This window comes from Streptomyces sp. NPDC101219 (assembly GCF_044767675.1).
Classification (GTDB): domain Bacteria; phylum Actinomycetota; class Actinomycetes; order Streptomycetales; family Streptomycetaceae; genus Streptomyces.
On sequence record NZ_JBIWOK010000001.1, the window covers coordinates 497,047 to 510,022 of the forward strand.

Below are 12,976 nucleotides of genomic sequence, written 5' to 3' on the forward strand. Positions count from 1 at the left end.
GGCCGCCCGGACGGCGCTCCCCCTCCGGACGTGATGTGCGGCACGCCCCGCCCGGGGCACGGGGCGCGGTCCGGGGGAACCCTCCAGCGCAGCGCTTGATCGCCGATTCCGGGGGGCGAACTGCCTGACCACGCCGCATTCTGCCCATTTGACAGTGCGCTGAGCCCACAGATAGGAAGCTGCCACAGAAATCGAGAGGTGCACTGTGTACGAGCCGAACGTGGTCGGGGACTGGCAGGAGTACGACGAGCATGCCGGTCTGCGGGTCCGCGTCCACCGTCTGGAAACGGGCGAACCGCCGCGCGGACGCGACGAGGCCGCCGAAGGGCTGACGTACTTCAGTGTCCGCGTGACCGTCGAGAACCGCGGACGGCGTGCCGTCGGAATTCATCTCGAGGACGGCCAGATCGACGTACGAATCGGCCCCGACGGAGAGAGCGCCTTCATCGACTGGCGCAACTCCCAGTTCATCGAGGGGTTCGACGTCTATCCGCTGCGCCGCGCCACCGCCGTCGTGTACGCGGCCGGGCGCGAGGCGGCCCTGACCCATGTCGACGTCCAGGTCCAGCTGCGCGTCGACGAGGAGTGGACGGCCCGCCGGCTGTGGACGGGCGGCGTCGGTGTGCACGAGGGGTCCCCGGGGGCGCCGGCGGCCGCCGGCCGGGAGAGCCTCGCGCAGCAGGTCAGCGTCTTCCTCCAGGACCAGGCGGAGGAGGGGACCGCCTGACGGGGCGTCCGTGCCGCCCGCGGGAGCCGGGCGGCACCCGGACTCCCGCGGACGGACCGGCGCTCACCCGTTCGGGTCGAAGGGGACGCCCGACGGCTTCGCCTTGGCGAGGTGGGAGGCGAAACTGCCGTCCTTCAGTCCGAAATGGGCGCTGCCGAAGTCGTGGGAGACCAGCTTGTCGCGCAGCCCGGGCGGATAGCCGTCCCAGCCGACCAGGGCCGGGTACTGCCAGGTGCCCCGGTGGTTCTCCGGCGGTTCGTCGCGCGAGGTGGCGAGGCGGAAGCAGTGCGTGCTGATGCCGTCCTTGTGGTACACGACCTTCGGATGCGTCCCCTCGAAGCGCACGGCCGAGCGGGCGTGGATGGTGAACGAGCCGTGGTTGGACGTCGCGACGTACTCCACCGTGCCGTCGCGCACCCATACCACCACGTGCTCCCAGTCGTGGCGGTGGCCGCCGAGGCTGACGCCCGGCAGCGCCTGGTCCTTCTCGAAGTAGAGGGCGTAGACGATGGCGCACCAGCCGTTGTTGCAGGTGGAGCGCGCGTAGCCGTTGGTGTTCTCCAGGTCGGAGGCGTCCCGGCAGTTGCCGTTGAGGGCGCCGGTCGGCTTGAGCCCGGGGTTGACGGAGCCGTCAGGGCCGATGGCGGGGGAGGCGTAGCAGCCGTCCTTGTCGTAGTCGTAGGCGGGCTGGAAGGTCCGCTCGAGGTCGTTGGCGTCGGCCGGCAGGGCCGGGGGCGGCGCGGCGAAGGCGGTGGCGGGGAAGGCCAGTACCAGCGCGGCGGCTCCGGCGAGACCGGTCAGCCATCTCCTGCGGTGGGTCCGGGACGTGCTCGACGACACTGCGTCCTCCTCTTGGTCCGGGCGCAGCCCAACGGCTGTGGGGGGCAAGGGCGTTCAGCATCGCGGCTGGACGCTCCGGTGCCAAGAGGCCTCTGACGCACGATCGTTGAGGGGGAGCGGGATCCGCTCCGATCACACCACGTCGTCCGGAATGTCCGCGGCCGAATCCTCGGGCGCCAGGTCCGGGCGCAGGCGCAGCCAGGACGGCTGGCGCAGCCGCCCGTCCCGGGTACGGGTGCTGTAGCGCACCTCGCCGACCAGCCGGGGCACCACCCAGCGTGCGCCCGGCACCGCCGGCACCGGGTCGAAGGGGCACACGTCGGTCGCGGCGGCCCGCAACAGGCCCGCGAGTTCCGTCCGTTCGTCCTCGCTCCAGCCGGTGCCCACCCCGCCGACGTACCGCAGCCGTCCCGCCGCCCGCTGACCGACGAGGACGGCACCCGGCAGGCCCGTGAGCCGTCCCTTGCCGGGCAGCCAGCCGCCGATCAGGACGTCCTCGCTGCGCATGTTGCGGATCTTGATCCACGCCCTGGAGCGCACCCCCGGTTCGTACACCGAGTCCAGCCGCTTGCAGACCAGGCCCTCCAGCCCGTGCTCCCGGGTGGCCCGCAGGGCCTCGGCGCCGTGGCCCACCAGCGCGACCGGGGTGGACCACGACGGCCCGGCGAGACCGAGCCCCTGAAGTTCCTCCCGGCGCCGCGTGTAGGGCAGCCGCAGCAGGGACCGGCCGTCCAGGTGCATCACGTCGAAGAGGATCAGGTGGACGGGGACGGCCGCGGCCCGCCGCGCCGCCCGGCCGGGGGCGTGCGCCAGCCCCATGCGGGACTGGAGCAACTGGAAACTGGCGCGCCCCTGTTCGTCCAGGGCGAGGATCTCGCCGTCCAGCACGGCGGGGGTGCCGCCGAGGGCGTCCGCCAGCGGCAGGAGTTCCGGATACGCGCCGGTGATCTCATGACCGGACCGGGCGCGCAGGACGATGCCGCCGTCCCCGGGCAGGTACACCACCACGCGCTGACCGTCCTGCTTGGTCTCGTACGCCCAGCGGGCGTCCGCCGCGGGGGAGGGGAGGGTGCCGGGGGTGGCGAGCATGGGCGGAATCAGCGGCAGGGTCACGGGTCAGTTGTGAACGCCCGCCCGTGGCGCCACGCGCGTCCCCCGGCGCTTTCGCCCGAACGGCGCCCCGGGGAGCCGGCCGGGCACGGCCGGAGGAGTCACCGGGCCCGGAGCCGTTGTCCAGGGTCCCTGTCCCCGGGCCGGGCGGCGGGAAACGGCGGTGGGAGCGGCGGCCGGGTCCGGCGGGGCCGGCGCTCACTTACCGTCCGGTAGGGTTGCGGGCCACGTCTCCAGAGGAGGAACCGTGCCCCGGTCACCCCGCTCGCCCCTGCCGCTCTCCGGCCGGCCGGCCGCCGGTGCGCTGCCGCCCCGACCCCGCAGCGCCTCGCCCGTGACGGCCGGCCGTCGGGCCGCGGAGGGCGCCGCGTGAGCGGGCGGGTCGGGGTGGGCGACACCGTCGAGGACTTCGCCCTGCCCGACGAGACGGGCACCGAACGCAGGCTGTCGGAACTGCTCGCCGACGGACCCGTGGTGCTGTTCTTCTACCCGGCCGCGCTGACCCCCGGCTGCACCGCGCAGGCCTGCCACTTCCGGGACCTGGCCGCCGAGTTCGCGGCCGTCGGCGCCCGGCCGGTCGGCGTCAGCGGTGATCCCGTCGAACGGCAGGCGGAGTTCACCGGACGGCACACCCTGGGCATGACCCTGCTGTCCGACGTCGACGGCACCGTGCGGGAGAGGTTCGGTGTGAAGCGGGGCTTCGCCGTGGCCCCCACCAAGCGGGCCACGTTCGTCATCGCCCCGGACCGCACCGTGCTCGACGTGGTACGCAGCGAACTGCGGATGAACGCGCACGCGGACCGGGCGCTCGCCGCCCTCCGGACGCACCGGGGCTGAGACCGGCCGAGGGTTCCGGGCCCCGGCCCGTCAGCTTCCGCCGTCGTCCGCGGCGACCTGGGCCAGAGTGCGGCCCGACATGGCCGAGCGGGCCCGGCGCGGGTCGGGCGCGCCCCGGCCGCGGCCCCCGGCCCGGGCCTTGCGCACCAGCAGCCACGCCTGCTCCGCGTCGCCGTCCCCGCGGAAACGGGTGAGGGCGTAGACACCGCTCAGCTTCCTGCCGTGCAGCCGGAAGGTGGCGTGCCCGCGCCGCAGCGACTCGGCGAAGTCGACGGGCCGGCCCCGGCGGTCGTGACTGAGCGGCTCGTAGGTGCCGAGGTCCCAGACGATGACCGTGCCGCCGCCGTACTCGCCGTGCGGGATCACGCCCTCGAACTCCTCGTACTCCAGCGGGTGGTCCTCCGTGGGCACGGCCAGCCGCTTGTCCCGGGGGTCGGCGGACGGGCCCTTCGGAAAGGACCACGACTTCAGCACGTCGCCCACCTGGAGCCGGACGTAGAAGTGCATCCGGCGCGCGTCGTGGATCTGCACGACGAAACGGGGCTCCGCCTCCCGCCCCGCCGCCCGGCCCCGGGGCTCAGCCGTCCGTCCGAAGTCCCGCCTGGCGTGGTAGTCCCGCAGCCGGTCGCCTTCGCCCACGGTGGTGCTCCTCTCCGTGCCGGGCCGTCCCCGCGCGGGGCCCGGGTACCCGCGCGGCGCCCTCAGAACTCCTCGTGCACCTCCGGGTCGCCGCCGATGCGGCGGTGGGCGCGGTCGGAGACCGTCCGCATCTGGGCGTCGTCCAGGGTGAAGCCGAACACGTCCAGGTTCGCGCGCTGCCGTGCGGGGTCGGAGGACTTCGGCACGGGCAGCGCCCCGAGCTGGAGGTGCCAGCGCAGCACGGCCTGGGCGGGCGTCACCCCGTGGGCCTCCGCCACCGCGGCAACCGCCAGGTCGTCCAGGAGCTTCGAGCCGCGGCCCAGGGGGCTCCAGCTCTCGGTGAGCACCCCCTTGGCCGCGTGGTGGGCGCGCAGGTCCTCCTGCGGGAAGTACGGGTGCAGCTCGATCTGGTTGATCGAGGGCAGCACTCCCGTCTCCCGCTCCAGCCGCCCGATGTGGTCCGCGGTGAAGTTGGAGACGCCGATCGACCGCACGAGTCCCCGTTCGCGCAGGTCGATCATCGCCCGCCAGGAATCGGCGTACCGGTCGACCCGGGGGAGCGGCCAGTGGATGAGGTACAGGTCGACGTACTCCAGGCCGAGCCGGGACCTGGACTCCTCGAAGGAGGCGAGGGTCTCCTCGTAGCCGTGGTGGCGGCCCGGCAGTTTCGTCGTCACCACGATCTCCTCGCGGGGCACGCCCGACCGGGCGACGGCGCGGCCCACACCGGTCTCGTTGCGGTAGTTCGCCGCCGTGTCGATCAGGCGGTAGCCCGTCTGAAGGGCCGTCGTCACCGCCCGCTCGGCCTCCGCGTCGTCCATCGGCCAGGTGCCCAGGCCCAGTGCGGGGATCGTCGTGCCGTCGTTCAGCGTGTGGCTCGGGATGCTGCTCACGGGGGGACCCTTCCGGTGGGGGTGTCGTCCCTCCAGCCTCAGGGACGCGCCGGGGGGTGCTCAACCCGGGGCCGGTCGGCCCCGGGCGCCGTCACCCCGCCGGCCGGTGGTGAGCCGCCGTCACTCCACCGCCCCCGGCAGCGGAATGGTCACCTCGTCCTCCACCGGCGGGTCGATCTCCTGGGCGCGGTTGCCGGTCGCGGCACAGCAGCGCAGCCGGACGGCGTCGGGACCGACGTCCAGCCGCAGGAAGCTCTTGAAGAACGGCGGGCGGTACGTCGCCGAACCCGGCGAGAACAGCTGCGTGTACAGCTTGCGCACCGGCAGCCGGAACCGTCGGGTGCGGTCGGGCCGGCGGCCGGTGCCCAGCAGGCCCGCGACCAGACGCATGCGCCGGGTGACCCGGGCGGGCGCCTCCGGTGCCCGGGTCGGGCCGATGCCCAGGCGCTCCGCGATCACGGCGGCGGCCTCCGCCTCGGTCAGGGCGAAGAAGCGGGGCAGCCGCAGCCGTCGTCCGTAGAGCGCGCTGTAGAAGGCGAGGGAGTCGCCGCGCAGCGGATAGCAGCGGAAGTCCCGCTCGCTCACCCCGGCGACGTCGACGCGGGGGATGGTGTGGGTGGCGTGGGTGAAGGCACCGCCGCCGCCCGCCACCACGTACTGCAGGGTGCGGCCGTCGGGCAGCCGCACAGGGTAGCGCTGGTAGTTGTGGATGTCGCCGCCGATCGCCGCCACGAAGCGGTTGTCCGGGGCGCGGACGATGTCGTCGACGGTGCCGCCGCCCTCGATCGGGCACGGGCGGTACCGGCCGTCCACGTACAGGGGCGAGCCCGTGACGAGGATCTTCGGGCGGGGCCCGCGCGCGACCTCCCGCAGCCAGGCGCCCTGCTCGGCGTCGAGGGTCCCCAGCAGTCCGGTGTCGATGCCGATGACGCGCACCGGCCCGGCGTCGATCGCCCAGTACGGCCCGGGCTGGACGGCCCGCTGGCCGGGTGCCGACCGCAGCGCGCGGGCCTCGTCGAGGCGCCGGCCGTCGTCGGCGCGGGGCCGGTGCCACAGCAGCGCGCGCAGCCGGGCCCGGGTCAGCGGGCGGGGCGCCGGCCCGGGCGGCAGCGCGGGCGCGTCGTCGCAGAACACCCGCATGAACGCGCCGAGATCCTCGTACCAGTCGTGGTTGCCGGGTATCGCGTAGACGGGCGCCGGATAGTCCCGGTAGGGCCGGAAGAACTTGGCGGCGTAGTCGTCGGCGCTGCCCACCGGGTAGATCACGTCGCTGGCGATCACCGCGAACCGGGTGTCCCGGCCCGCCTCCAGCAGCCCCGGGACGACCGCGTACTGCGGCTCCCCGCCCTCACCGGTGTCACCGATCACGAGGAAGGAGAAGCGGTCGGGGTCGTCCCGCCGGATCACCTTGTCGGCGGGTGCGCCGGCCGCCTCCCGCTGGGCCACCCACCGGCTGCGGGTCCGCCCCGTCGGGTCGCCGAACCAGGACGCGAGGACGCCGTTGCGGGCGGCCCACAGCATCCTCGGATCGAGCCAGGAGATCCGCTCCCGGCGGTCCGAGGCGGGCATCGACGGCCGGTAGGTGCCGCGTTCCGCGGGTCCCCAGCCGGCTCCTTCGGCACTCTCGCGCGATGAGGAGGACATCGGGGCACCGTAACAACGCGGCGGGCGGCGGCCGGAGGGCGGGGCGGGCGCCGGGCCCGGGCGCAACCGCCGCAGCCGCACGGGCCGTTGGCCGTTGGCCCCCTGTCGTGCACCCCGCCCGGCCGCTCCACCGGCCGGTCGCGGCTCACAGGGCGCGGCGCAGCAGGCCGAGCAGGGCGGCCCAGTGCCGCTCGTCCGCCTCCCGGTCGTAGGCGGACGTGTCGGCCTGCGTGTAGCCGTGCGCGGCCCCGGCGTACACCTCGCAGCGGTGGCGCACCCCGGCCGCGGCGAGAGCGTCCCCGAGGCGCTCGATCTGCTCGCCGGGCAGCGACGGGTCCTGGTCGGCGTGGCCGAAGTACAGCTCGGCCGTGACGTGGCCGGCCACCAGGTGGGGACTGTCCGGCCGGTCCGTGGCCAGCCGGCCCCCGTGGAACCCGGCCGCCGCCGCCACCCGGTCCGGGTGGGCGCCCGCCGTGCGCAGCGCGAGCGCCGCGCCCATGCAGTAGCCGGTCACCCCGACCGGGCCGTCGGCCGCCACCGGGCAGGCGGCCAGCCAGCGCAGGTAGGCGCCGGCGTCACGCATCGCCCGCTCCGGCGTCAGCTGCCGCATCACCGGCATCATGCGCCGCAGGACCGGGCCCCGCGCCCGGTCGTCGACGAACGCGGGCACCTCGGTGACCGGGGCCCGCCCGCGCCGGTGGAACACGTTGGGCACCAGCACCGTGTGACCGGCTTCCGCGAGCCGGTCGGCCATCGCCCGCACCGCCGGGCGCAGGCCGAAGGCGTCCGTGTAGAACAGCACGGCCGGCCGGGGCTCGCCGTCCGCCGGGTGCGTCAGATACGCGTCGGCGACGCCGTCCCCGGCCGGCACGTCGACCTCGGTTCCGCGTACGGCGGTCACGGTCACTCGAACCGTGAGGTGTCGCCCGCGCCCCGGCGGACGATCTCGGCCTCGCCGCCCGAGAAGTCGATCACCGTGGTGGGTTCGGTTCCGCAGTCGCCGGAGTCCAGCACCGCGTCCACCACGTGGTCGAGACGGTCCTTGATCTCCCAGCCCTGGGTCATCGGCTCGTCCTCGCCCGGCAGCAGCAGCGTGCTGGACAGCAGCGGCTCACCGAGCTCGGCGAGCAGCGCCTGGGTGACGACGTGGTCGGGGATGCGCACCCCGACGGTCTTCTTCTTCGGGTGCTGGAGCATGCGCGGCACCTCCTTCGTCGCGGGCAGGATGAAGGTGTAGCTGCCCGGCGTGGACGCCTTGACCGCCCGGAACACGTCGTTGTCGATCCGTACGAACTGGCCGAGCTGCGCGAAGTCCCGGCACACCAGCGTGAAGTGGTGCCGGTCGTCCAGCTTGCGGATCGTCCGGATCCGGTCGATGCCGTCGCGGCTGCCCAGGCGGCAGCCCAGGGCGTAGCAGGAGTCCGTCGGATACGCGATGAGAGCGTCCGAACGGATGCTCTCGGCCACCTGGGAGATGGTGCGCGCCTGCGGGTTGTCGGGGTGCACGTCGAAGTACTTCGCCATTCACCGAGCTTATGCCTCTCCCGCGGCCGGCCCGCACCGACGACCCCTCCCGTCCCGGCGGCCCCGTCGGGCACGACCCCCAGAGGCGCTCGGGATGAGCCCGGCGCGAGGGTGGGGTAACGTCCCCGGACTGGCCGGAAACAGTGAGCGCGACGAGGGGAAGGCCGAGGTGACAGGCGGCAGGGACGGCATCCGGCGGTCCGACGGGACGGACGGGCCCGGCGGGACGGAAAGCGGTGGGACGAGAGGGACCCGAGGAACGCCAGGGGCCCCCGGGACCGCCGGAAACGGCACCGCACACGGGGCTCCCGGGACCGGAACCTCACCAGGGACCCCGGGCGACGCCGGAACCGCACCAGAGCCCCCGGGCAACGCCGGAACCGCACCAGAGCCCCCGGGCAACGCCGGAACCGCACCAGAGCCCCCGGGCAACGCCGGAACCGGAACCGCACCAGGGGCCCCGGGCAACGCCGGAACCGGAACCGCACCAGGGGCCCCGGCCAACGCCAGAACCGGAACGGCGGGGGTCGCCGCGGCCACCGGGACCGGCGCGCCCGTGGCGCATCCCGCACCGGCCGGCGGGGGCGCCCCCGCCTGGGAGCGGGAACTGCTCGAACACCTGCGTCCCGCCGGACGCGACCTGCGCCGGGTCGTCGACTGGCTCGCCGGGACCGTGCGGGGCGTCGCGGGCCTCCAGGACGCCGACGGCACGCTTCTCGCCGGCACCCTCCTCCCCCTGGAGAAGGGCGTCGCCACCGGCATCACCTCCGGCCGGCTCGCCTCCGCGGCCTGGGAGGGCGAGGGCCGCCACCTGCGGCTGGTCAAGGTCGAGCACGCCGGCCGGATCCACCTGCTGGCCGTGTCCCGCCCGGCCCCCTTCGACCGGCACACCTCCGACGTCGTCACGCACACCGCGCAGGTGATCGAGCTGCTGCTGGCCGCGCGGGAGAGCACCGCCGCCGGGCAGCGGCTCCGCCGCGCCACCGCCGACCTGCGGCTGGCGATCCTGCAGCTGCTGATGGTCGAGGACACCGTCGCCGCGCGCCGGGTCGCCGCCGGCCTCTGGCCGGGCCTGCTCGACGCGGACCGGGCCTGCGTCTACGTCGTGGAGTCCGACGCCGAGCGGCGCGACCGGCTCGCGGAGGAGTGCCTGGACACCACGGAGGAGGAGGCCCTGGTCGTCCGGTGCCCCGCCATGGACGGTCACGTGATCGTCGTGAGCCCCCGCGAGGCCACGGCACCCGCGCTGCGCTCGCTGGTCCGGCGCCACCCCGGCACCTATCTGGGCGGCAGCGTCTGGCAGAGCCTGGCCCGCACCGCCACGGCGTACGGGCAGGCCGTCAGCGCCCTCGCCGTCGCCCGCTTCCGGCCCGACAAGACGGCCGTGTACGCCGAACGCACCCGCCCCGAACGACTGATGGACCCGGCGGCGCTGCGCGGCTGGAGCGCCGCCCTGCTGCGCCCGCTCGACGCGCTGCCGCACCACACCCGGGCCGAGCTGCTCGCCACCACCCGCCTCGGCCTGGAGTTCACCGCGGTCAACACCGCCAAGATCCTCGGCGTGAGCCGCAACACCGTGCGCGCCCGCATGGAGCGCGTCGAGTCCATGCTGGGCACCGACTTCGACGACATCGCCGCCCGGGCCGTCGTGCACCTGGCCCTGCACACCCAGATCAACCTCCAGGACGGGCGGCCGGGCACCGGCCCCTCGGCGGCCCCCGGCAGGCTCGCGGACCTGCTGGCCGGCCCCGCCGTCCGCACCTGGGCCGAGGGGCTCCTCGGTCGCCTGGACGAGGACACCCGGAACCTGCGCCGCACCCTGCGCGCCTGGATCGCCGTCGGCGGCAACGCCGAGCGGGCGGCGCAGACCCTGGGGGTGCACGCCCAGACCGTGCGCGAGCACGTGCGCAGCGCCGAGCCGGTCCTGGAACGCCGGCTGCCGGCCTTCGGCACCGACCTGTACGAGGTGGTCCTCGCGCATCTGGCCCTGGGCGACCTCCCCCGGCCCGTCTTCGCGGCGGAGCGCGCGGGGGAGCCGGGTCCTTCACCGGCCGGCTGAACGACGTGCGGGGACGGCGGAAGCGGATGTGCTCCCGGACTGCGCCCAATCCGGACATCCGGTGTGTTCCGGACGCGGCTGTGCACGGCTGAGTCCTCCCGCGGCTCCACCGGGCACGGACGCGATACCCAGGCCCGCCGCGGGCCGCGTAGTTTCGGCGTATCGCGGGAGCGCGACCGGAACGGGGGACCGGTCGGCTCCCGCGTCGTGCGTCCGTCCGCCGTGCGGACGGCGGTGTGTCCCGGGGGAGGACGGGTACCCGGCTGCCGCTGTGGGGTCCGGGTTCCCCGGACGCGGGACGGTTTCCCGGTGCCGCGGACCGGCAGGAGGGCCCCGAGGGAGAACACCGCGAGGAGGAGGCCCGCATGAGCAGTGGCACGGAGACCGGCGAAGTCACCGGTACCCAGGACAAGGACTACAACCTGATCTGGTACGTCGAGGCCTGCCTGAGCAACGCGCTCCGCCTCGACAGTTACATCCAGGACGCCGAACGGGCCAAGGACACCGAGGTCGCGGACCTGTTCCGCAAGGCCCAGGCGGACAGCCGCAAGGGTGCAGAGCTGGGCAAGGACCTGTTGCGCGCGCGGCTGGGCGGAGGCTGACGCTCCGGCCGACCGGGCCCGGCCGTCGCGCGGTGCGCGCACGGCCGGGCCTTCGGCGTTCCCGGGGGAAGGGCCGCACGCGTCTGCTACGGTCGAATACGCGTCCAACTCGGTTGGTTACGCGCTGTTCACCTCCGCCTGTTCGACCGGGCGGACGGGGTTGCTATCGTGCCACTCGCCGATAGCACGTTGAACGGGGGTTCGGGGGGCGGGTGTTGACCACACCAGTGCTCCCCGGGGTGTCAACGGCATGGGCTGGCAAGGGGGCCAGGCCGGCCGCGGCGTCGCGCGTACCCGGAACGCGGCCCTCTCACTCCGGTCCCTCGCACTGACGCAGAACAGGTGATTCTCCTCCCATGGCCCGATCCCTGGTCGACCTGCTGTTCCACCACGCCGCCGAGCATCCCGACCGGACCGCCTACCGCTTCCTCGTCTCCGGGGACAGCGACGGCGAGGTCCGCACCGTGTCCTACGCCCGGCTCGCCGAGCGCACCCGCGCCGTCGCCGCCCGGCTGCAGGAACGCGGCCTCGCCGGCTCCCGCGCGATGCTCCTGTACCCGCCCGGACTGGAGTTCATATCCGCCTACCTCGGCTGTCTCGCCGCCGGTGTGGTCGCCGTGCCCGGAGTGCCCCCGCGCGGACGCACCGCGAACCACCGGGCGCTGACCCGGATGAAGCGCCTGATGGCCGACGCCGGGGCGACGGTGGTCCTCGGCGACCGCGAGGCGGTCACCGTGCTGGACACCCTGGCCGAGCACCTCCCCGGACCGGCCGGCGTCACCCGCGTCGCCACCGAGGACATCCCCGACGCACTGGCGGCCGACTGGCGCGAGCCCGGCCTCGGCCCCGACACCGTCGCCTTCCTGCAGTACACCTCCGGCTCCACCGCCGCCCCGCGCGGCGTCATGGTGACCCACGGCAACCTGCTCGACAACGAGCGCGTCATCACCGAACGGCTCGGCCACACCCCCGACGTACTCGCCGAGTACGACAACGAACTGTTCGTCAGCTGGCTGCCCGTCTACCACGACATGGGCCTCATCGGCCCGGTGCTCAACACCGTCTACACCGGCGGCACCAGCACCCTCTTCTCCCCGCTGGACTTCCTCCGGCAGCCCCGGCGCTGGCTCGACGCCGTCAGCCGCCACCGCCCGCACACCAGCGGCGCCCCCAACTTCGCGTACGAACTCGCCCTGAAGCACGCCCCGCCCGCCTTCCTCGACGGACTGGACCTCAGCGGCTGGCGGATCGCCTTCAACGGCGCCGAACCGGTACGGGCGGCCACCCTGCGCCGCTTCGCCGACACCTTCGCACCGGCCGGGTTCCGCCCCGAGGCGCTCACCCCGTGCTACGGGCTGGCCGAGGCCACCCTCATGGTCACCTCCGGCGGGGCCGGGGCCCCGCCCACCCTGCTGCGGGCCGACGACGGCGGCCCGCACGCCGGCGCGGCCGACGCGGCGGCCGTCGGCACGGGCCGTCCCGGTCCCGGCGTGACCGTGGTCGTCGCCGACCCCGACACCCTCGACGAACTGCCCGACGGCGAGGTCGGCGAGATCCGTGTCGGCGGCCCGAGCGTCGCCCGGGGCTACTGGCGCAACGCCCTGGCCACCCGCGAGACCTTCCGCGCCGGGGTCAACGGCCGGGACGGCCGTTTCCTGCGCACCGGCGACCTCGGCTTCCTGCGCGACGGTGAACTCTTCGTCACCGGCCGCCTCAAGGACCTGATCGTCGTCGACGGCCGCAACCACTACCCGCAGGACCTCGAACTCACCGCCGAGATGGCCCATCCGGCCCTCCGCCCCGGCTGCACCGCCGCGTTCGCCGTCGACACCGGCACCGACGGCGAACGGCCCGTCCTCGTCGCCGAGACACCACCGGAGAGTGCCGGCGAGGCGGAGAAGATCACCGACGTCGTCCGGGGCGCCCTCGGCGACGCCCACGGACTGGCCGTCCACGACGTCGTCCTGGTCCGGCCGGGCACCATCCCCAAGACGTCCAGCGGGAAGATCCAGCGCCACGCCTGCCGCACGGCCTACCTCGACGGGACCCTGTCCCGGACCGACGCGCCGACCGCCGGGTGACACCCGGTCCGGCGCCACCC

At 74.6% G+C, this 12,976-nt stretch carries 12 protein-coding genes; 5 read left to right on the top strand and 7 right to left on the bottom strand.

What is annotated here, in order from left to right:
- Positions 1 to 205 precede the first annotated feature (205 nt).
- Positions 206 to 727: a hypothetical protein gene (locus ACIRPP_RS02370; RefSeq protein ID WP_403637232.1), complete on the top strand. Its 522-nt coding sequence runs from the start codon at positions 206 to 208 to the stop codon at positions 725 to 727.
- Positions 728 to 790: 63 nt separating this feature from the next.
- On the opposite strand, the gene ACIRPP_RS02375 is transcribed toward ACIRPP_RS02370, so the two are convergent.
- Both ACIRPP_RS02375 and ACIRPP_RS02380 read right to left on the bottom strand, forming a co-directional pair.
- Entirely contained in the window at positions 791 to 1,567 is a 777-nt protein-coding gene (locus ACIRPP_RS02375) for an NPP1 family protein (RefSeq protein WP_403637234.1), read from the bottom strand.
- A gap of 132 nt (positions 1,568 to 1,699) precedes the next feature.
- Positions 1,700 to 2,680 carry an ATP-dependent DNA ligase gene (locus ACIRPP_RS02380; RefSeq protein ID WP_403637236.1) on the bottom strand — a complete coding sequence of 327 codons (981 nt, stop codon included), beginning with the start codon at positions 2,678 to 2,680 and terminating at the stop codon, positions 1,700 to 1,702.
- A gap of 366 nt (positions 2,681 to 3,046) precedes the next feature.
- Between ACIRPP_RS02380 and ACIRPP_RS02385 the strand changes: the two genes are divergently transcribed.
- Positions 3,047 to 3,514 carry a peroxiredoxin gene (locus ACIRPP_RS02385; RefSeq protein ID WP_403637238.1) on the top strand — a complete coding sequence of 156 codons (468 nt, stop codon included), beginning with the start codon at positions 3,047 to 3,049 and terminating at the stop codon, positions 3,512 to 3,514.
- A 30-nt stretch (positions 3,515 to 3,544) separates the two neighbouring features.
- On the opposite strand, the gene ACIRPP_RS02390 is transcribed toward ACIRPP_RS02385, so the two are convergent.
- From ACIRPP_RS02390 to ACIRPP_RS02410, 5 genes are all read right to left on the bottom strand, one after another.
- The gene (locus ACIRPP_RS02390; RefSeq protein ID WP_403637240.1) at positions 3,545 to 4,153 is read right to left on the bottom strand and encodes a DNA polymerase ligase N-terminal domain-containing protein; all 609 of its coding nucleotides are present in this window, start codon (positions 4,151 to 4,153) and stop codon (positions 3,545 to 3,547) included.
- Between the two features lie 62 nt (positions 4,154 to 4,215).
- Positions 4,216 to 5,046, bottom strand: coding sequence for an aldo/keto reductase (locus tag ACIRPP_RS02395; RefSeq protein WP_403637242.1), 831 nt, complete (start codon positions 5,044 to 5,046; stop codon positions 4,216 to 4,218).
- Positions 5,047 to 5,166: 120 nt separating this feature from the next.
- Positions 5,167 to 6,690: a metallophosphoesterase family protein gene (locus ACIRPP_RS02400; protein WP_403637244.1), complete on the bottom strand. Its 1,524-nt coding sequence runs from the start codon at positions 6,688 to 6,690 to the stop codon at positions 5,167 to 5,169.
- A gap of 145 nt (positions 6,691 to 6,835) precedes the next feature.
- Entirely contained in the window at positions 6,836 to 7,591 is a 756-nt protein-coding gene (locus ACIRPP_RS02405) for a dienelactone hydrolase family protein (protein ID WP_403637246.1), read from the bottom strand.
- A 2-nt stretch (positions 7,592 to 7,593) separates the two neighbouring features.
- Positions 7,594 to 8,214 (bottom strand): L-threonylcarbamoyladenylate synthase, encoded by a 621-nt coding sequence (locus ACIRPP_RS02410; protein ID WP_403637248.1) that lies wholly within the window; start codon positions 8,212 to 8,214, stop codon positions 7,594 to 7,596.
- A gap of 556 nt (positions 8,215 to 8,770) precedes the next feature.
- Between ACIRPP_RS02410 and ACIRPP_RS02415 the strand changes: the two genes are divergently transcribed.
- The 3 genes from ACIRPP_RS02415 to ACIRPP_RS02425 all read left to right on the top strand — a co-directional run bounded on the left by ACIRPP_RS02415 (position 8,771) and on the right by ACIRPP_RS02425 (position 12,956).
- A complete protein-coding gene (locus ACIRPP_RS02415; protein WP_403637250.1) occupies positions 8,771 to 10,273 on the top strand; it encodes a helix-turn-helix domain-containing protein in 1,503 nt (500 codons plus the stop codon).
- Positions 10,274 to 10,638: 365 nt separating this feature from the next.
- Positions 10,639 to 10,875 carry a hypothetical protein gene (locus ACIRPP_RS02420; protein WP_403637252.1) on the top strand — a complete coding sequence of 79 codons (237 nt, stop codon included), beginning with the start codon at positions 10,639 to 10,641 and terminating at the stop codon, positions 10,873 to 10,875.
- Positions 10,876 to 11,231: 356 nt separating this feature from the next.
- Complete coding sequence (locus ACIRPP_RS02425) at positions 11,232 to 12,956, top strand: fatty acyl-AMP ligase (protein ID WP_403637254.1); 1,725 nt, start codon at positions 11,232 to 11,234, stop codon at positions 12,954 to 12,956.
- Positions 12,957 to 12,976 lie beyond the last annotated feature (20 nt).

Bases quoted from the DNA above. Each gene is read 5' to 3' on its own strand.
- ACIRPP_RS02400 (WP_403637244.1), bottom strand. From the start codon at position 6,690: ATGTCCTCCTCATCGCGCGAGAGTGCCGAAGGAGCCGGCTGGGGACCC.
- ACIRPP_RS02410 (WP_403637248.1), bottom strand. From the start codon at position 8,214: ATGGCGAAGTACTTCGACGTGCACCCCGACAACCCGCAGGCGCGCACC.
- ACIRPP_RS02420 (WP_403637252.1), top strand. From the start codon at position 10,639: ATGAGCAGTGGCACGGAGACCGGCGAAGTCACCGGTACCCAGGACAAG.
- ACIRPP_RS02425 (WP_403637254.1), top strand. From the start codon at position 11,232: ATGGCCCGATCCCTGGTCGACCTGCTGTTCCACCACGCCGCCGAGCAT.